17 protein-coding genes, 2 tRNA genes and 1 pseudogene are annotated in these 18694 nt (G+C 69.9%); 10 read left to right on the top strand and 10 right to left on the bottom strand.

The window, feature by feature from the left end; genetic code table 11:
* Positions 1-7 precede the first annotated feature (7 nt).
* On the top strand, positions 8-1219 hold the full coding sequence (locus GT354_RS33455) for a glutathionylspermidine synthase family protein (RefSeq protein ID WP_161360118.1): 1212 nt from the start codon (positions 8-10) through the stop codon (positions 1217-1219).
* Between the two features lie 789 nt (positions 1220-2008).
* Here the strand turns inward: GT354_RS33455 and bldC are convergent.
* Entirely contained in the window at positions 2009-2215 is a 207-nt protein-coding gene (bldC, locus tag GT354_RS33450) for a developmental transcriptional regulator BldC (RefSeq protein WP_020555617.1), read from the bottom strand.
* Positions 2216-2749: 534 nt separating this feature from the next.
* On the bottom strand, positions 2750-3631 hold the full coding sequence (locus GT354_RS33445) for a hypothetical protein (protein WP_346012294.1): 882 nt from the start codon (positions 3629-3631) through the stop codon (positions 2750-2752).
* A 156-nt stretch (positions 3632-3787) separates the two neighbouring features.
* Here GT354_RS33445 and GT354_RS33440 point away from each other — a divergent pair, with 156 nt between their 5' ends.
* Together GT354_RS33440 and GT354_RS33435 are read left to right on the top strand one after the other, a co-directional pair.
* Complete coding sequence (locus GT354_RS33440; protein ID WP_161360129.1) at positions 3788-4888, top strand: Glu/Leu/Phe/Val dehydrogenase; 1101 nt, start codon at positions 3788-3790, stop codon at positions 4886-4888.
* 239 nt (positions 4889-5127) lie between these two features.
* Positions 5128-5376: a DUF3073 domain-containing protein gene (locus GT354_RS33435; RefSeq protein WP_161360117.1), complete on the top strand. Its 249-nt coding sequence runs from the start codon at positions 5128-5130 to the stop codon at positions 5374-5376.
* Between the two features lie 194 nt (positions 5377-5570).
* Here GT354_RS33435 and purM read toward each other — a convergent pair whose 3' ends face one another.
* The 3 genes from purM to GT354_RS33420 all read right to left on the bottom strand — a co-directional run bounded on the left by purM (position 5571) and on the right by GT354_RS33420 (position 9190).
* The gene (gene purM / locus GT354_RS33430) at positions 5571-6644 is read right to left on the bottom strand and encodes a phosphoribosylformylglycinamidine cyclo-ligase (RefSeq protein ID WP_161360116.1); all 1074 of its coding nucleotides are present in this window, start codon (positions 6642-6644) and stop codon (positions 5571-5573) included.
* A 163-nt stretch (positions 6645-6807) separates the two neighbouring features.
* Positions 6808-8364 (bottom strand): amidophosphoribosyltransferase, encoded by a 1557-nt coding sequence (gene purF, locus GT354_RS33425; protein WP_161360115.1) that lies wholly within the window; start codon positions 8362-8364, stop codon positions 6808-6810.
* Between the two features lie 37 nt (positions 8365-8401).
* Entirely contained in the window at positions 8402-9190 is a 789-nt protein-coding gene (locus GT354_RS33420) for a maleylpyruvate isomerase family mycothiol-dependent enzyme (protein WP_161360114.1), read from the bottom strand.
* Between the two features lie 106 nt (positions 9191-9296).
* Here GT354_RS33420 and GT354_RS33415 point away from each other — a divergent pair, with 106 nt between their 5' ends.
* The 4 genes from GT354_RS33415 (at position 9297) to GT354_RS33400 (ending at position 11861) form a co-directional block, all read left to right on the top strand.
* On the top strand, positions 9297-9638 hold the full coding sequence (locus tag GT354_RS33415) for a hypothetical protein (RefSeq protein ID WP_161360113.1): 342 nt from the start codon (positions 9297-9299) through the stop codon (positions 9636-9638).
* A complete protein-coding gene (locus GT354_RS33410; RefSeq protein ID WP_161360112.1) occupies positions 9608-10498 on the top strand; it encodes a hypothetical protein in 891 nt (296 codons plus the stop codon). The genes GT354_RS33415 and GT354_RS33410 overlap by 31 nt, the downstream gene beginning before the upstream one ends.
* Before the next feature lie 128 nt (positions 10499-10626).
* Positions 10627-11235: a hypothetical protein gene (locus GT354_RS33405; protein WP_161360111.1), complete on the top strand. Its 609-nt coding sequence runs from the start codon at positions 10627-10629 to the stop codon at positions 11233-11235.
* Positions 11226-11861: a hypothetical protein gene (locus GT354_RS33400; RefSeq protein ID WP_237535730.1), complete on the top strand. Its 636-nt coding sequence runs from the start codon at positions 11226-11228 to the stop codon at positions 11859-11861. The genes GT354_RS33405 and GT354_RS33400 overlap by 10 nt, the downstream gene beginning before the upstream one ends.
* 52 nt (positions 11862-11913) lie before the next feature.
* Here the strand turns inward: GT354_RS33400 and purL are convergent, their stop codons facing one another.
* From purL to purS, 3 genes are read right to left on the bottom strand one after another with little or no spacing between them, the layout of a single operon-like run.
* Positions 11914-14163: a phosphoribosylformylglycinamidine synthase subunit PurL gene (purL, locus tag GT354_RS33395; RefSeq protein WP_161360109.1), complete on the bottom strand. Its 2250-nt coding sequence runs from the start codon at positions 14161-14163 to the stop codon at positions 11914-11916.
* Positions 14163-14840, bottom strand: a complete 678-nt coding sequence (gene purQ / locus GT354_RS33390) for a phosphoribosylformylglycinamidine synthase subunit PurQ (protein WP_161360108.1) — start codon at positions 14838-14840, stop codon at positions 14163-14165. Before purQ ends, purL begins: the two co-directional genes overlap by 1 nt.
* Positions 14837-15094, bottom strand: coding sequence for a phosphoribosylformylglycinamidine synthase subunit PurS (purS, locus tag GT354_RS33385; RefSeq protein WP_161360107.1), 258 nt, complete (start codon positions 15092-15094; stop codon positions 14837-14839). The genes purQ and purS overlap by 4 nt, the downstream gene beginning before the upstream one ends.
* Before the next feature lie 502 nt (positions 15095-15596).
* Between purS and GT354_RS33380 the strand changes: the two genes are divergently transcribed.
* The 3 genes from GT354_RS33380 to GT354_RS33370 all read left to right on the top strand — a co-directional run bounded on the left by GT354_RS33380 (position 15597) and on the right by GT354_RS33370 (position 16516).
* The gene (locus GT354_RS33380; RefSeq protein ID WP_161360106.1) at positions 15597-15923 is read left to right on the top strand and encodes an Lsr2 family protein; all 327 of its coding nucleotides are present in this window, start codon (positions 15597-15599) and stop codon (positions 15921-15923) included.
* Between the two features lie 353 nt (positions 15924-16276).
* A tRNA-Gly gene (locus GT354_RS33375) sits at positions 16277-16348 on the top strand.
* A gap of 92 nt (positions 16349-16440) precedes the next feature.
* Positions 16441-16516 (top strand) — tRNA-Gly (locus tag GT354_RS33370).
* Positions 16517-16690: 174 nt separating this feature from the next.
* Here the strand turns inward: GT354_RS33370 and GT354_RS33365 are convergent.
* Together GT354_RS33365 and GT354_RS33360 are read right to left on the bottom strand one after the other, a co-directional pair.
* Positions 16691-17593 (bottom strand): phosphoribosylaminoimidazolesuccinocarboxamide synthase, encoded by a 903-nt coding sequence (locus tag GT354_RS33365; RefSeq protein ID WP_161360105.1) that lies wholly within the window; start codon positions 17591-17593, stop codon positions 16691-16693.
* A 283-nt stretch (positions 17594-17876) separates the two neighbouring features.
* Positions 17877-18694, bottom strand: a pseudogene (locus tag GT354_RS33360) (hypothetical protein); the annotation flags it as partial.

The raw sequence follows: 18694 nt of genomic DNA, 5'->3' as shown, positions 1-18694 counted from the left end.
CTGAGCAATGCGCCGTATACCGAGTACGCCTCGGCCGGGTTGGAAACCGCTCGTCGAGTCCCAGGGACTGCTCTACGCGACCTGGGAGGAGGACGACGGCACCGAGGTCCCCTACTGGCACGAAGAGGCGTACTACGAGCTGACTCTCGACGAGGTCGATCGACTCGAGGACGTCACCGAGGAACTGCACGCGATGTCGGTCGCGGCCGCCCGGCACGTGATCCGTCACGGCGATCTGACCGCGTTCGGTCTGCCCGAGGAGGCCCGCGACTATCTGCGGGTCACCCTCGACGAGGAACACCCGAGCATCTACGGGCGCTTCGACCTCGCGTGGGGCGGCGACGGCCGCGAGGCCAAGCTGTTGGAGTACAACGCGGACACCCCCACCGCGCTGATCGAGGCGTCCCTGGTCCAGTGGTACTGGCTGCGCGATCGCTTCCCCGAGCGCGACCAGTGGAACAGCCTGCACGAGCGGCTGGTCCGCGCGTGGGGCCGGATCAGGCCGTATCTGCGCTCGGAGACCATGCACTTCGCGCACGTCGAGGGCACCGAGGACGAGGAGGAGTGGCTGACCACCGCCTACCTCCGCGACACCGCGACCGAGGCCGGCCTGACCACGATCGGCCTCGAGGTCGCCGAGATCGGTTGGGACGCGGAGCGCCTGCGCTTCGTGGACCTGGACGAGCGGGGCATCGACACGATGTTCATGCTCTATCCCTGGGAGGACATGCTCGCCGAACCCTTCGGCAAGCACCTCGTCGGCCACCCGAGGTCGTGCCTGTTCGTCGAGCCGGCCTGGAAGGCGATCCTGTCCAACAAGGCGCTCCTGGCCGTGTTGTGGGAGCTGTACCCGGACCATCCCAACCTGCTGCCCGCCTACCTCGACTCGCCGCGCGACATGCGGTCGTACGTCGCCAAGCCCCTGCACGGGCGCGAGGGCGACGCGATCCGGATCGTCACGCCCGCCGGCGAGCACGTGCAGCCGGCCGAGGCGTACGGCGACGAGGGCTGGTGCTATCAGGAGTACGTGCCGCTGCCGGACTTCGACGGCAACAAGCCCGTGCTCGGCACGTGGGTCGTCGACGGCAAGTCCGCAGGCCTGGGCATCCGCGAATCGAGCGGTCCGGTGACCGATACCTACGCGCGCTTCCTGCCGCATGTGATCGACGGTCCCGCCCCCGACACCGACACCCGACTCGCCTGGCTCGACGAGGACTGATCGAGGTCCGGAGCGAGGGCGACCATCGCACACCGTGACCAACCAACGGTTTCGCCCGATCTCTCGATCTCGGCTTTCGAGCACCGAATATCACCCAGAGTATTCACCCCTCGATTTCGAGCCGAGTTCGGCGAAAGTCGATGCACAGGGCCGCCCGAAGCGCGCCCGATCGGGGATTTTCGTGATCCGTCCGCGTTCCGGCGGCAATGCGTGGCCGGCGCCGAACCGAGCACCTCTCGGAGAGGCCGCACAGGGGTCCGAATTCCGTTCGGCGCCGCACCGGCCGTGGACGGATCCGACCCCGCGCCCGAGCCGCCGTTCCCCGCCTGGGGCCGCCCGCGCGGCCCCTGGGCCGCGTGGGTCACCGGAATACCGGATGCCGCCCGAGGGCCCGCCTCCCGCGGCTTCGGGCCGCTCTCGATCGCACCCGGGCCGGCCTCGCCTCGGTCGGGTCGCACACCCGACGAGGGGGCATGTGACCAAGGTCACTGTTTCGAGTGGCGATGGTTTTCGACAGAGGCTGGAAATCGACGGTGCATTCTATGTGATATTTTACTGAAAGTCGGGTGCGGCGGCGCCGAGCCGGCTTCCAAGGCGCCCCGTGCGCCCCCCACTCACCATGCATTTCGTCCCGCAGGACCGCCCCCCGGCGCACCGCCGGAGCGCGCGCCGGACCGCGGTCGGGGCGATTCGACGGGCGTCGGCCGCACCCGGGCACGCAAAAGAGTGCTGCACCGGACCCGGCGGGATCCGGTGCAGCACTCAGGGGAAAAGCTTTCGACGCAGCCCTCAGGCTTCGCTGCGCTGCTGCGGAATGCCCGCGAGCAGTGCGCGGACCTCCACCTCGCGGTAGCGACGGTGTCCGCCGAGCGTGCGGATCGACGTGAGCTTGCCGGCCTTTGCCCAGCGCGTCACCGTCTTGGGGTCGACGCGGAACATGCTGGCAACCTCGGCCGGCGTCAGCAGCGGCTCGGCATCAGGCGTACGAGCGGTCATGAGCGGCCTCCTCGGGAGAACCGAACCAACACGGTTCTTTCTTCAAATTCTGCACCTTGACCCACGATGTCCTAAATGGCTCATGAGGGCCAAGTCGGTTATAGGACGAACGGCTTGTCCTTCACAGTACAAGTACACCATCCGCCGCACCCGGTTGGTCAAACCGCCGGAATTGGCATCCCACGGTTCAAGCCACGCGATCCCGAAGGACCAGGCATAGCGGACAGTCACTCGGCTGTGACGATGAGTCACTCGGGTCAGACCAGCCTCTTGCGTCCACCCCGCCCCACCAGCAACGAAGTATCCCCGAAGACGGACCCGACCAGACCGACTACATCTGGTTTGTCCTTTTCATCATATACGAACCATTCGCTGGCGTATGCACCTTGTTACGAGTTGATCTCCGACTCGGGGAGACGGATGGGAGTCCCACAACTCGAACCAGCAGGTTGAGAGGCTTTCAGATCACGGGGTGACTGAACACGAAAGAGTGACGACGGTCACGCCGAAACTTCATTAAATGCGGACGCTTGCTCAGCTCGCGTGCTCCAGAGCACGTACCGATTGCCAACGCTCCGTAATCCTGCGATAGGCCGCCGATGCTCGCGCTCCGTCACCGGACCCCAGTGCGGCGATGCCCTCCACGACGTCGCCGACCGAGTTCTCCTCGCTCGGATCCTCGGTCGAGAGCAGCCGCACGAGGCCGCCGTAGTCCAGTTCGACCATCGCGCGGGGATGGAACTCCTCCAACCATCGGCCCACGCTCTCCAGGCCGGTGATCAACGCGCCGTCCTCGATCGTCTCCCGCAGTACCTTCAGCGCCCGGGCGATCCGCCGCCGGGCCTGCACCATCGGCGTGCGGTAGTAGAGCTCGCCCGGGCCCGCCGAGGAACCCTCGGCCGCCGGCACCACGACCCGCTCGTCCGGCGTGAACAGCACGAACCACCGCACCGGCACGTGCCAGGTGCTGCTGTGGATGTGCGGGTGCACGTCCGGGTGATCGGCCTTCCAGCGCTCGTGGTCCACGTGTGCCTGATCGAGCACGACCCGCGGCCAGAACGCGTCCAGGACCGTCGGCGGATACTCCCGACGCAACTGGGCGAGCGCCGTCCAACAGCGCAGCCGGGTCTGTCGCGGGCACACGACCGTGACCCCGTCGAGGAGTTGCACGTAGGCCTCCTCGCTCTCGTGCGCCGGCGCGACGACCGGAGGGGTGGCCAGGAGGTTCTCCAGGCCGCTCCTGTGCTCCCGAGCGGTCGGCTCGACGGTCGGCGACGCCTCGGGGGACGCGGGGCCCCCTGCCGCCTGCGTGGCGGCGTAGGCCGCCCACCGCGCCCTCTCGGGCTCGGGAAACGCGGCAAGCGGCTCGTACACCCGCAGGTACGCCGCGTAGGGGGCAACCACCGAAGTCCGCACGGAACGAATCTTGGCATGTCGCGGGGCCTGGGACGCGGAGAAGGTCCAACCCCGCGAACAGCACCGGTCATAGGCTGGAAGCACTGCCGCCCGGCAAATCCCGCGGGGCGGCGTCGTCACCTCGAATCCCATGGAGTCACCACAGTGACCGACAGCATGGATGGCCCCGGCGGCACGACGTCGGGCCTGGTGTTCGGCAGGTCGACCGGCCACGAGCAGGTCGTCTTCTGCCAGGACCGCGCGAGCGGTCTGCGCGCGATCATCGCGATCTACTCGAGCGCGCTGGGTCCCGCCCTCGGCGGAACCAGGTTCCACCCCTACGAGAGCGAGGAGGAGGCCGTCGACGACGTCCTCAACCTCTCGCGCGGCATGGCGTACAAGAACGCCCTGGCCGGGCTCGACCACGGCGGCGGCAAGGCGGTGATCATCGGCGACCCCCGGCGCGACAAGAGCGAGGTCCTGCTGCGCGCCTACGGCCGCTTCGTCCAGTCGTTGAACGGCCGCTACATCACGGCGTGCGACGTGGGGACCTACGTCGACGACATGGACGTGGTCGCCAAGGAGTGCGACTTCGTCACCGGCCGCTCCCCCGACAACGGCGGCGCCGGCGACTCGTCCGTGCTGACCGCCTACGGGGTCTTCCAGGGCATGCTCGCGTCCGCCGAGCATCGCTGGGGCTCACCCACGCTGCGCGGCCGCAGGGTCGGCGTCGCGGGCGTGGGCAAGGTCGGCCGCCATCTCGTCGGACACCTGCTCGCCGACGGCGCCTCGGTCGTGGTGACCGACGTCGACGAGCGCGCGCTCGCCCGGCTGCGGGCCGAACACCCCGCGGTGGACGTGGTCGCCGACACCGACACGCTGATCCGGCTTCCCGATCTGGACGTGTACGCGCCCTGCGCGCTCGGTGGCGCGCTCGACGACGCCACCGTGCCCGTCCTGACCGCGTCCGTGGTGTGCGGCGCGGCCAACAACCAACTGGCTCATCCGGGGGTCGAGAAGACCCTGGCCGAGCGCGGTGTGCTGTACGCGCCGGACTACGTGGTCAACTCCGGCGGCGTGATCCAGGTCGCCGACGAGCGGCGCGGCTTCGACTTCGAGCGGGCCAAGCGCAAGGCGACCGGCATCCGCGAGACCACCGCCCGAATCTTCGTACTGGCGGCCGACGAGGGCATTCCACCGGCCGTCGCGGCCGACCGTTTGGCCGAGCGGCGGATGGCGGAAGTGGGCCGCTTGCGTGACATCTACCTCCAAAGCTGAGCGACACGGTATCGTCAGACCCGGCAAAGGACCCTTGATCAGGCCCCTGACCAGCCGGAACAGTGCAGCCCGGTCGGGGTCCGAGCCCCGCTGTCACCTATGCGACGTACCGCCCGGCAGCGGAAGCAGGTACCGTTAATCTCCTACGGGCCGGTTCTCAAGCGTGATGGAACCGTCTCTGACTATGAACGCGTGTCAAGACCCGGGGCCGTGCGCCCCGTCGTTGAGGGGGTCGAGCCATGGGGCGCGGCCGGGCCAAGGCCAAGCAGACAAAGGTCGCCCGCCAGCTGAAGTACAACAGCGGCGGGACGGATCTGAGCCGTCTGGCTGAAGAGCTGGGCGCGTCGCCGACATCCGAGCTGCCGATCGGCAAGCCCGAAGTCGACGACGACGAGAGCGAAGACGAGTTCGACGACCCCTACGCGGGGTACTCGGCTCGCTACAACGACGACGAAGACGAGGACACCGACGGTTCACGCCGTCGTTGACCTCACCTCCTTCGTCGTCACACACGGACCGAACACCCACTTCAGCCGGGGTGTCCGTGCACGGTAACGCCGCCCGGTCCGGGCGCGAGTGGCACCACCACCCGCCCCCGGGCCGTTTGGCGTGTTCTGCCACGCACCCCCGAGGGTGGCGCCGTCCCCGGCCGGGACGACGGCCACCGCCGCGGGTGCCTTCGTCATGCCTTGTGGTCGCCGTTCAGTACGGCCTGTCCCGAACCGGCGACGACGCCGCCCAGGACCCACGCGGGCACGCCGCGCTCGGCCAGCACCGCGAGCGCCGCGTCCGCGGCGTCGGCGGCGACCACCGCGACCATGCCGATGCCCATGTTGAGCGTCTTCTCCACCTCGGCGCGGGCCACGCCGCCCAGTGAGCCGACCAGACCGAACACCGGCGCGGGGGTCCACGTCGAGCGCTCCAGGCGGGCGTCCAGGTGGGCCGGGAGCACGCGCGCCAGGTTGGCCTCCAGGCCGCCGCCGGTGACGTGTGAGAACGCGTGCACGTCGGTGCGACGGGCCAGGTCGAGGCAGTCGAGCGAGTAGATCCGGGTCGGCTCCAACAACTCCTCGCCCAGGGTGCGGCCCAGCTCCGGGACATCGCGGTCGAGCTTCCAGCCGGCGAGGGTGAAGAACACGTGCCGGGCGAGCGAGTAGCCGTTGGAGTGCAGACCCGACGCCGCCATCGCGATCACCACGTCGCCCTCGCGCACGCGTTCGGCGCCGAGCAGGCCGTCGGCCTCCACGACGCCGGTGCCGGCGCCGGCGACGTCGTACTCGTTCGGGTCGAGCAGGCCCGGGTGCTCGGCCGTCTCGCCACCGACCAAGGCGCAGCCGGCGAGCACGCAGCCCTCCGCGATGCCCTTGACGATCGCCGCGACGCGCTCGGGCACGACCTTGCCGGTCGCGATGTAGTCGGTCATGAACAGCGGCTCGGCGCCGCACACGACGAGGTCGTCGACGACCATGCCCACGAGGTCGTGGCCGATCGTGTCGTGCTTGTCCATGGCCTGGGCGATGGCGACCTTGGTGCCCACGCCGTCGGTCGCGGTCGCCAGCAGGGGGCGCTCGTAGCGCTTGAACGCGGAGACGTCGAACAGGCCCGCGAAGCCGCCCAGGCCGCCGACGACCTCCGGCCGGGTGGCCTTGCCGACCCATTGCTTCATGAGTTCGACGGCGCGGTCACCGGCCTCGATGTCGACGCCGGCCGCGGCGTACGTCGCGGTGGGGGTGGTGGGGGTGGACTGGTCGCTCACGGCGGCGGCCCTTTCGGGTCGGGTCGGTGGATCTTCTCGGGCGCCCCGTCGCGACCGACCCGGTGGGCCGGCGCGACGGGAGCGATCCGAAGGAGAGAACTCGGCAGGGCCCGGGTGCGGGCACCACTCATGTGTTCGGGGCGACGCTGCGTCGCGGCGAGCGTCAGGGACGACGCAGCGCGTCCTCCGCGCCGCCGCCGCCGAGGAGGGCCTGCACGCCGTCCACGTCTGTGCGGACGGTCTGCTCGATGCCTTCGAGGAGGTGTTTGCCGAGCCGCTCGGGGTCGGGCAGTTCGATCGGGTATTCCCCGTCGAAGCAGGCCCGGCACAGGCGGTCCTTGGGGATCGTGGTCGCCTCGACCATCGCGTCCAGGGAGATGTACGCGAGCGAGTCGGCGCCGAGGGACTTGGCGATCTCGTCGACCGAGAGACCGTTGGCGATCAACTCGGCGCGGGTCGCGAAGTCGATGCCGAAGAAGCACGGCCACTTGACCGGCGGCGACGAGATGCGCACGTGCACTTCGAGCGCGCCGGCCTCGCGCAGCATGCGCACGAGCGCCCGCTGCGTGTTGCCGCGCACGATCGAGTCGTCCACGACGACCAGGCGCTTGCCCTGGATGACCTCGCGCAACGGGTTGAGCTTGAGCCGGATGCCCAGTTGGCGGATGGTCTGGCTGGGCTGGATGAAGGTGCGACCGACGTACGAGTTCTTGACGAGCCCGTTGCCGTACGCGATGCCCGACTGCTCGGCGTAGCCGATCGCCGCGGGGGTGCCGGACTCGGGAGTCGGCATCACCAGGTCGGCGTCGACCGGGAACTCCTGGGCCAGCCGGCGGCCCATCTCCACCCGTGACGCGTAGACGCCGCGACCGGCGATCGTGGTGTCGGGGCGGGCCAGGTAGACGTATTCGAAGACGCAGCCCTTGGGCTTGGCCTCGGCGAAGCGCCGGGTGCGCAGGCCGTGCTCGTCGACGGCGATGAGTTCGCCCGGCTCGATCTCCCGGATGAACGACGCGCCGACGATGTCGAGCGCGGCGGTCTCGCTCGCGACGACCCACCCGCGCTCCAGCCGGCCGAGCACGAGCGGGCGGATGCCCTGTGGGTCGCGCACGGCGTAGAGCGTGGTCTCGTCCATGAAGACGAGCGAGAAGGCGCCCTTGACCTTCGGGAGCACCTGCATCGCGGTCTCTTCGAGGGAGAGATCCGGGCTGCCGGCCAGGAGCGAGGTCAGCAGATCGGTGTCGCTGCTGGCCTCGATCCGACCTTGGTAGGGGTAGTTGATCTCGCCGCGATCGGGGCCCTGCTCTGCGACCAGACGGGACAGTTCACCGGTGTTGGTGAGGTTGCCGTTGTGGCCGAGGGCGATGCTGCCCGTCGCGGTGGCGCGGAAGGTGGGTTGGGCGTTCTCCCAGACCGACGATCCGGTGGTCGAGTAGCGGGCATGGCCGACGGCCATGTGTCCGCGCAGCGAGCCCAGAGTGGTTTCGTCGAAGACCTGGGAAACCAGGCCCATGTCCTTGAAGACCAGGATTTGGGACCCATTGCTCACAGCTATACCGGCGGATTCCGTCCCGCGGTGCTGAAGAGCGTAGAGACCGAAGTAGGTGAGCTTTGCGACCTCTTCGCCGGGGGCCCAGACTCCGAAGACACCGCAGGCGTCCTGCGGGCCCTTTTCGCCGGGGAAGAGATCGTGGTTGAGTCGTCCGTCTCCACGTGGCACGGGATCGAGTCTACGACAGGGCCACACGCTCCGGGGTTCACCCCATCAGCGGCAGGTGTCCGGACAAGTCGCTGCGTTCGCCACTGGCCAGGACGCTCCCGTTTTCCACCGCGTCGGCCCAGGTCAGGCGGCCGGTGGCGAGTCGGATCCAGGTTTTGGGATCGGTCTCGACCACGTTGGGCGGAACGCCCCGCGTGTGCCTGGGGCCTGTGACGCACTGCACGACGGCGAACGGCGGGACCCGTACCTCGACCGAGTGGCCGGGGGCGCGCCCGGCGAGTGCGTCGGTCAGGGCGCGGACCACCGTGCCCAGCGCCTGCCGGTCGTGGGGGAACGGTTCGCCGGTCGCGCGTTCGAGGTCGTCGGAGTGCACGACACCCTCGACGAGCCGGGTCACCAGCATGTCGGCGGCGCGCATCGGGCCGATCCGGGTGACCACGACCTTGGTGTCGGCGGTCGTCTCCATCGCGGCGATCGCGGCGTCGACGTAGTCGGCGGGGGTACGGCCGGCCTCGGCCATCTCGTCGGCGACGTCGGAGATGGCGGCGGCGTGGGCCGAGGTGCCGTTCGCCCACTGTTCGACGGTGATCGGGCTGCCTGTGGGGGTGGGCAGGGCGATCCAGCGCGGGACCGCCTCGATGCTCGCGGCCATGTGGCCGACGAGGTTGGCGGTGGACCAGCCGGTCAGTCCGGAGGGGGCCGCGAGTTGTGCGGGGGTGAGCTTCGCGGTCGTGGCCGCCATCGCGCGCCACTGCGCGATCAGGGCGGCGCGCACCTTGGCCGGGTCGACCTTGCGGGGGCGGGGGGCAGGGGTACGGCTCGTCATGGGGGCAGGTTAGAGGTGGCTCGGGCATCGAGAGTAGGCGATTCGTTTCTGCACAGATCGCGGTCGCGGGCCGCCGGCGGGTGCCGGATTTTGTGACGCTGTGGCCATGAGTGCTTACGGGGATCCCGAGCGGGTGGACGCGGTGGCGGCGGAGTTGGCGGAGGCGGTGACGCGGGTCGGGGCGGTGCCGATCGCGTCGGACTGGCGGGGGAGCGCAGCGGCGGGTTTCGCGGCGCGCGGGCAGGCGTGGCGCCTGGAGTGCCTGGCAGCGGAATCGGCCGTGGGGGTGCTCGTGGCGGCGTTGCGGGCGCACGCGGACGTGATGCGGGCCGCGTTGGTGGCGATCGCCGAGCGCGAGCGGGCGGCGCGGGCGATCGGTGGCGGCGAGGAGTCGTTTCCGGCCGGCGGGAGTGCGGCGTGGCTGGACGAGCGGTGGGCCGTGCGGTGACCGGTGGGTTCGTGGCGGCGCCGCAGGAGTTGGGGGCGCTCGCGGCTGCGCTGCGCGGGGTCGCGTGGGAGAGCCGGGCGGTTCGGGAGCGGGTGGAGGCGGTGGATGTGGCGGCGAGTCGACCGCTGTCGCCGGATACCTACGACGTGCTGCGGACGCGACTGGGCGAGGCCGCGGCGGCGCTGGATCGGAGTGAGCGGGGAGCGGTGGACCTCGCGGACCGGGTCGCCGAGAGCGCCCGGGCGTATGCGGAGACCGACGCGGCCGTCCGCACCCGGTTGCTCGACGTCGCGCCGGCGGTCTCGCCTCCCCCGCGCCCACCGGCCGCGGTGGTTCGGGCCGGCGAAGCGGGGTTCGCGCTGCCCGCCGCGTACACCGGGCCGGTGACGATCCGCCCGATCGGGCGCGGCTCGCGGATCGCCCCGGCGGCGCCGGACGCACCGATCAGGCCGGTCGGACCGGACGGACCGGACGGGGGCGCCATCGTGGCCCGTGCCAAGGGCTGGGCCGATCTGCGGGTGGGCTACAGCATGAGCAAGCTGCACGACGGTTATCGCACGGACTGCTCGGGCCTGGTGTCGATGGCGTGGGGGCTGCCGCCGCCCGGGCTGACCACGGCGACGCTGCCGCAGGTGTCCCACCGGATCGAGCGGGACGACCTGCGACCGGGCGACATCCTGCTCAACACCGCGCCGGGCGCGGCGGGTCACACGTTGATTTTCGCGGGGTGGGCGGACGCGGGGCACTCGACGTATCACGCGTACGAGGAGAGCGCGTCGAAAGGAGCGCATCTCACCACGGTCCGCTATCCGTACTGGCCGGGACACGGGACGTTTCGGCCGTATCGACTCGACGGGTAGCGCTCGACCGCGACGGGGACGCTCCGGGCACGGTAGCTTCCGGCCGTAGCGATTCGGCGGCCCGTACCGCCGACGAACCGGGGGCGGGGGCCATGGTCGGGATATACGAGTCCGAGACAGTGCCGGGTGTGTTCGACACCGTGCCGAGCGAGGTGCGCCGCATCGGCACGATCGTGCGCCGGGGCGTGCTGCTTTTCCCGGTGCCGCCGGCGCTGATCGTGGGAATCGCCGGCGCCTGGAATCCGTGGAACGTGGACGTGCTCGAACGCGGCCTCACGGCCGGCGGCATCGCCCCGCTCGTGGTCGCCGGCGCCCTGATCGGGATCGAGCTCTCGCTGACCTTTCACAGTCTGCTCATCCGCCTGGTGACGCTCGCCTTCGTGTGCCTGGGCGGGCTGTTGGTGGCTCTGACCCTGTTCGTCTTCGGCCTGGTGGAGGCGCACCAGGCCTCGGGGAAAACGGTGGCCGTGTCGCCGGACGGGCGAGTGCGAGCCGTGGTGGTGCAGCGCGAGAACACGTACACGATCGACTCGACGTATTCGCTGAGGGTGCACCTCGACGCGGGCTTCGACCGCAGCACGACGATCCTGGCCGGATGCACCGACGAGGGCGGCGGGCCACCGCTCGTGCGCTTCCTCGACAACCGCACGCTGGAGTACACCGGGGCCAAGGGCCCGACCCTGCGCGTGCAGTTCGACAAGAACCTCAACACCACGGACGCCGGGCTGTGCCCGTGAGCACGGCGGCTCCGACGCCCGCCGCCGCGGGACGGGACGAGGGCGCGGCCCGATCGCCGGGGCGGTTACCGCGTCGGCCGCTGTTGCTCGGGGCGGCCGGGGCGCTCGTGCTCGTGTGCGCGGCGGCCCGGTGGGATCCGTTCAACCTGGCGATCTTCCAGGAGGGCGTCCTGACCATGGTCGTCTTCCCGTGGGCACTGGCCGCGGCGCTCGTGAGCATCGAAATCGCGCAGTCGTTCCGGCCCCTGGTGGTGTGGGTCGGGATGTGGATCGTCGGCGTGCTGTTCACCGCGGTCGCGCTGCTGGGCCTGGTGGGCTGGTTCCTCTTCGGCGGGTTCCGACCGGCGGATCAGGGCGTGCTCGCGGTCTCCCCGGACGGTCGCGTCCGCGCGGTGCAGGTGGACGCGCACGAGATGATCGACCCGAAGTATCACCTCGCCCTGCGGACGTCTCGGGGGCTCGACCGTCGGATGACCGTCTATTTCGGCTGCGTCGAGGAACACCCGCCGCACGACGTGCGCTTCGTCGGCAATCGCACACTGGAATTCACCGCGCCCGACGGACGGGTCCTGCGGGTGCGCTTCGACAAGAACCTGAATCCGGACACGGTGTACCGGATGTGCTGATGCCCGGGTGACGTGCGCTCGGCACGTCACCCGGGCATCGGTGCTGCGGCTGTCAGGCGAAGAAGCCCTTGAGGGTGTCCTCGGACGCCTTGCGCAGTTCCGCGAGTCCCACCGTGAAGTGGCCCTGGAGGTCCAGGGTGTCGCCGTCGACGACGCCGATCCGGGCGCACGGGAGGTTGCGGACCTTGCACATGTCGCTGAAGCGCAGTTCCTCGCTCCGCGGCACCGCGACGATCGCGCGACCCGCCGACTCGCTGAACAGTGCCACCGTCGGGTCGAGGTCCTCCGGCAGTACGACGCGCGCGCCGTTGCCGCCCGACAGGCACGCCTCGACCAGCGCCTGGGCCAGCCCACCGTCGGCGAGGTCGTGCGCGGCATCGATCATGCCGTCGCGCGAGCCCGCGATCAGGATCTCGGCGAGCAGCCGCTCGCGCTCCAGGTCGACGCGCGGCGGCAGACCGCCGAGGTGGTCGTGGGCCACGTGCGCCCACACCGAACCGGAGAGTTCCTCCCGGGTGTCGCCCAGGAGCAGGATGATCTGCCCCTCTTCGGCGAAGCCGATCGGGGTGCGCCGCTCTACGTCGTCGATCACACCGAGCACACCGACGACGGGCGTCGGGTGGATCGGCGTCTCGCCGGTCTGGTTGTAGAACGACACGTTGCCGCCGGTGACCGGCGTGCCCAGGATCTGACACGCGTCCGCGAGACCGCGGGTGGTCTCGGCGAACTGCCACATGACCGCCGGGTCCTCGGGCGAGCCGAAGTTCAGGCAGTCGGTGACGGCGAGCGGCTTGGCACCGGTCGTGGCCACGTTGCGGTACGCCTCGGCCAGGGCGAGCTGCGCGCCGGTGTACGGGTCGAGCTTGCAGAACCGGCCGTTGCCGTCGGTGGAGAGCGCGACCCCCAGGCCGGTCTCGGCGTCCACGCGGACCATGCCGGAGTCCTCCGGCTGGGCCAGCACGGTGTCGCCGAGCACGTACCGGTCGTATTGGTCGGTGACCCACGACTTGTCCGCGAGGTTGGGCGACGCGACCAGTTTGAGCAGGGTCGCCTTGAGCTCGTCGGCCGTGGTCGGGCGCGGCAGCCGTTCGGCGGCGTCGGCCTGGAGCGCGTCCTGCCACTCGGGCCGCGCGTAGGGGCGCTCGTAGACCGGGCCCTCGTGTGCGACCGTGCGCGGCGGCACGTCCACGATCTGCTCGCCGTGCCAGAAGATCTCCAGGCGTTCGCCCTCGGTGACCTCGCCGACGACGGTGGCGATGACGTCCCACTTGTCGCAGATCTCCATGAAGCGGGCCACGTGTGCCGGCTCCACCACCGCGCACATGCGCTCCTGCGACTCGCTCATGAGGATTTCCTCGGGCGAGAGCGTGTGGTCGCGCAGCGGCACGGTGTCGAGTTCGACGCGCATGCCACCGGAGCCGGCCGAGGCCAGTTCGGAGGTCGCGCAGGACAGGCCCGCGCCGCCGAGGTCCTGGATGCCCGCGACGAGGTGTTCGCGGAACAGCTCCAGGGTGCACTCGATGAGCAGCTTCTCCTGGAACGGGTCGCCGACCTGGACGGCCGGGCGCTTGGCCGGGCCGTCTGCGTCGAAGGTCTCCGAGGCCAGGACGGACACGCCGCCGATCCCGTCGCCGCCGGTGCGGGCGCCGTACAGGATGACCAGGTTGCCGGCCCCGGATGCCTGCGCGAGGTGGATGTCCTCGTGCTTCATCACGCCCACGCACAGCGCGTTGACCAGCGGGTTGCCCTGGTAGCAGGGGTCGAAGACGATTTCGCCGCCGATGTTGGGCAGGCCCAGGCAGTTGCCGTAGCCGCCGATGCCGGCCACGATGCCCGGCAGTACGCGCCGGGTGTCGGGGTGATCGACCGCGCCGAACCGCAGCGGGTCCATCACCGCGACCGGGCGGGCGCCCATCGCGAGGATGTCGCGCACGATGCCGCCGATGCCGGTCGCGGCGCCCTGGTAGGGCTCCACGTACGACGGGTGGTTGTGCGACTCGACCTTGAAGGTCACCGCGTAGCCCTGACCCACGTCGACGACGCCGGCGTTCTCGCCGATGCCGACGAGCATCGCGTCGTTGGCCGGCATCTTGTCGCCGAACTGGCGCAGGTGCACCTTGCTCGACTTGTACGAGCAGTGCTCGGACCACATGACGGAGTACATCGCCAGTTCGGACGACGTGGGCCGGCGGCCGAGGATCTCGCGGATGCGGGTGTACTCGTCGGGCTTGAGGCCGAGTTCGGCGAAGGGCTGCTCGACGTCGGGGTTGTCGTGTGCGTGCTTGACGGTGTCGAGGCTCATCAGGCGTTCACCAGGCGCTTCAGGATCGACGAGAAGAAGGCGAGCCCGTCGGTTGTCGGGCCGGTCAGCGACTCGACGGCGTGCTCGGGGTGCGGCATGAGACCCACCACGTTGCCGGCGGCGTTGCTGATGCCGGCGATGTCGCGGCGCGACCCGTTGGGGTTCACGTCCAGGTAGCGCGCCACCACGCGACCCTCGGCCTCCAGCATGTCCAGGGTGCGTTCGTCGGCGACGAAACCGCCCTCACCGTTCTTGAGCGGAACGGTGATCTCCTGGCCCTGCGCATAGTCCGAGGTCCACGCGGTTCGCGTGTTCTCGATCCGCAGCTTTTGATCGCGGCAGATGAAGTGCAGGTGATCGTTGCGGGTCAGCGCGCCGGGCAGCAGGTGTGATTCGCAAAGAATTTGGAAACCGTTGCAGATGCCCAATACCGGGAGACCGGCCTTGGCCTGCTCGATCACCGATTCCATGACGGGTGAGAAGCGCGAGATCGCGCCGCAACGCAGGTAGTCACCGTACGAGAAACCACCCGGCAGGATGATCGCGTCGACCTGCTGGAGGTTCTTGTCCTTGTGCCATAGGGCAACCGGCTCGGCACCGGCGATACGCACCGCGCGCGATGCGTCACGGTCGTCGAGCGAGCCGGGAAAGGTGACGACGCCGACGCGGATCGTCACTTCCCCTCCTCCGTCTCGACGCGGACCGTGAAGTCCTCGATCACGGTGTTGGCAAGGAACGACTCGGCGGCTTCGCGGATGCGGGCGAGAGCGGCCTCGTCGACCGCTCCCTCCAGCTCCAGTTCGAATCGCTTGCCTTGGCGGACGTCGGTGATTCCCTCGAATCCCAGACGCGGCAGCGCGCGCTGCACGGCCTGTCCCTGGGGATCGAGGATTTCCGGCTTGAGCATGACGTCGACGACGACGCGTGCCACAGGCACTCCCACTGTGATGGTTCGGGCCGGGCCACGTCCGGGATAGGCCGGACGCGGGGATGCGGACCCTGCTGCTGGATCGGGTCGGTCGACGCCGGCACCCGATGGATCGGCGGTATCAGGGTACCGGCCGCCTCCCCGGCGCCGTCCCGACGCCAAGTTATCCACAGGTTTTGGGTTGTCCACAGGGCTTCTCGAAGGTCGCGAAGTCAATAAATCGCCTTGAATCGGGCAATGTGCCCGGAGGGGAGCCCGTCGGCAACCCGAGCCCGCCACGTTGTCCACAGGCTGTGGATCGTCGCCGTCCGACCTGCGCGCGGCCTGTCCGGCGGAGCGAGAGGAATATCTCCAGTATCGTGAAAACGAATCGGCGACCGGTAAATTAGCGCTAACCGAACCGAAGAACAGTGGACGACACGGCGACGGTTCGCGTTTAGCGCTTAGACTCGGCAATGTAGTTTTTGTTTTTCGCCTCGGTGCTATCACCCGAGAGGACACCGCCATGGCCCAGCGTGTAGTGGTCAGCCTGCACGACGACATCGACGGAAGCGAGGCCGCGGAAACCATCCGTTTCGGCCTCGACGGCAAGTCGTATGAAATCGACCTTTCGGAAGTACACGTTCAGCAGATGCGGGACGCTCTGGCCCCTTATCTGGCCGCCGCGCGGCGTACCGCGCGCACCGGAAAGCCCTTCCGCCAGACGACCGTTACCTCCGATCCGGCCGCAGTTCGGGCCTGGGCACGTGCGCGAGGCATGGACGTGCCCGCCCGCGGGCGCATCCCGGCTCGCGTATACGCCGAATTCGAGGCCGCCAACGCTGCCAACTGACGGGCACCGCACCACGCGCGCGGCTCGGCGCTCGCACCACCACCGGGCAACGACAGGACATCGCGGCCCTCGACTCCTCCTGGGGTCGAGGGCCGCTCCGCTGTGTCGGGCCGGGGGTCGTCGGTATCGAGCCGGGGAACGTCGTCGCGGCGGAGGAGCCGGGCCTCGGGAGGTGGGCCTCGGGAAGGTGGGGAGGAAGGGGCCGGTGGGGCGCGATCGCGGTCGAGTGGGTCTCTCTGTGAGGAACTTTTCCGTCAATTCGGGACATCCGTAGCGATCCGACTCCGGAGCGTGCTCGGCGGCTTCGAGTCTCCGATATGGTTCTCTTGCACCCGGGAAACCGGGGAACACACGCAGGCGTAGCTCAGTGGTAGAGCGCCCCCTTTCCAAGGGGGAGACGCAGTGTTCGATTCCTGTCGCCTGCTCTGCTCAAAGCACCCCAACCGAGGTCGGTGGCAACCACCTCCGCGGATCGGGTACTGTTGGGAACACAACGCGGGGCAACGCCCCGAGTCGTGCGGACGTGGCTCAGTTGGTAGAGCATCACCTTGCCAAGGTGAGGGTCGCGAGTTCGAATCTCGTCGTCCGCTCCATAAGAAGGCCGGATCACTCACGTGATCCGGCCTTCTTGCTTTTCCGGTTTCCCGGCCGTGCCTTCCCCGCGTGGAGCACCCGATTCCGGATTTCGGATGTCCACGCGGGTATGCGCGCGCGGGGTCGGCGGGTCCGTGGCCGCAGACCGGGACCGCGCGGGCGCGGGTGGCGAATCAGGACCAGCGGCGGCCGGTCAGGCGCTCGTACGCCTCGGCGTATTTCTCCTGGGTGCGCCGGACTACGGCTTCGGGCAAGGCCGGCGGCGGGGTCTCCGATTTCCGGTCCCAGCCGGATTCCGGCGAGGCCAGCCAGTCGCGTACGTACTGCTTGTCGAAGGACGGCTGGGCGTGGCCCGGCTCCCACTGGTCGGCGGGCCAAAAGCGCGACGAGTCGGGCGTGAGCACCTCGTCGGCGAGCACGAGGCGCCCGTCGGAGTCGAAGCCGAACTCGAACTTGGTGTCGGCCAGGATGATGCCGCGGTCCCGGGCGATGTCCCGGGCACGGCTGTACACGGCGAGCGTGGCCTGACGCAGCGTCGTGGCGATCTCGGCCCCGTAGTGCTCGGCGACGTAGTCGTAGCTGACATTTTCGTCGTGCTCGCCCACCTCGGCCTTGGTGGCCGGGGTGAAGATCGGCGCGGGCAACTCCGAGCCGTCGGTCAGACCCGCCGGCAGGGTGACGCCGCACACGGTGCGGGACTCGCGGTACTCCACCAGGCCCGAGCCGGCCAGGTAGCCGCGAGCGACGCACTCGACGGGGACCATGTCCAGGCGGCGGCACACCAAGGTGCGGCCCGCCCAGTCGGCGGGCGCGCCGGCGGGCACCTCCGTGGAGATCACGTGGTTGGGATACAGGTCGGCGAGCAACTCGAACCACCACAGCGACAGGCTCGTGAGGATGCGGCCCTTGTCCGGGATCTCCGGGTCCAGGACCCAGTCGAAGGCCGACATCCGGTTGCTCGCGAGCATCACGAGATTGCCGTCGGCGTCGAGGTACAGGTCGCGGACCTTGCCGGTGTGGATGTGGGTCAGTCCCGGAACCTCGACGGGTTCGGGCTTGGTGACGAATCCGCTCACAGCTAACCAGCACTCTCTTGAGTCGGGGGTGGGCTGTGGGCCCACGGGCGGCCGCCCGAGTCTTTCACGAGCCGGTTGGCGGGTTGGGTGTCCCTGCGGGTGTCTTTGGGGGGTGTGGGTTGCGGTTTTGGTTGGTGGGGTTTGTTCCCACCCGCCCACCCGTGCCGTCGGGGGGCGGCTGCGGGATTCGGGCGAAGGGTGGGCGTGGTCCGGCCTCGGGGCCTGGGGGGTGTGTAGGTGTTTTGGCTGTTCGGTGGGTCGGGGGCGGTTTTGCCGGTCTGGGTCAGGCTGCGGAGCCGTCCGGGTGGACGGGTTCTCGCGTGGGGATGCCGATCTTGGCGAGCCACGTGCGCAGGGGGGTGTCGTTGCCCTCGTCCACCGCGCGGGTGATGAGTGTGGCCAGGTCCACCGCCTCGCCTCGGGCGTCGACCAGTACGGGGCCGTCCAGCCAGTCGACGGCCGGGCGCATCCTGCCCGTGTCCAGGGCCGCGCACGCGACCACCGCGAAGAGGTGGTCGGCGGCCTCGCGGTGGTCGTCGGCGCGGCCTTCGCGGCGCAGCACCGCCAGGGCGTGGTCGACCGAGGCCGCGAAGGCCCGGGCCCGCGCCCGCCACACCGGCTCGATGACCGCCTCGGGATAGTCGGCCCACGCGACCGGCTCCGGGGTCGGGCCGTCGGCGAAGATGCCCGCCGCCAGGCGGGACACCTCGGCGTCCATCACGACCGGGTCGGCCAGCAGGTCGCTCGCGGGGCGCTCGGCCAATCGGGCACCGAACGCGTCGGCGAGCCGGTCCCGCCGGGACAGCTCGGTCAGCGCGCAGACCACGCCCGCCATCAGCGCGTCCGGCTGCCGGCCCAGCGTCCACGCGGGGGCCGCCAGGCGGGTCAGCAGTCGATCCCAGCCCGCGTAGGCGAGGCCGACCTGTTCGTGTGCGGTGGCCCGAAGCTCCGGCTCCAGCGGGATCGCGAGCGCGGCGGCGCCCACCGCGATCTCGCGCTCCATCAGCTCGGCGTGCCCCACACACAGGCCCAGGAGCTGCCGGGCGAACGCGCGCGACACCCGGCGGGCCGGACGCAGCGGGACGGGGCCCAGCGAGCGCC

The organism is Streptomyces sp. SID3343 (genome assembly GCF_009865215.1).
Taxonomy (GTDB): domain Bacteria; phylum Actinomycetota; class Actinomycetes; order Streptomycetales; family Streptomycetaceae; genus Embleya.
Note: the sequence above shows the minus strand (reverse complement) of the source record. Positions and strands in the feature narration are given on the sequence as shown.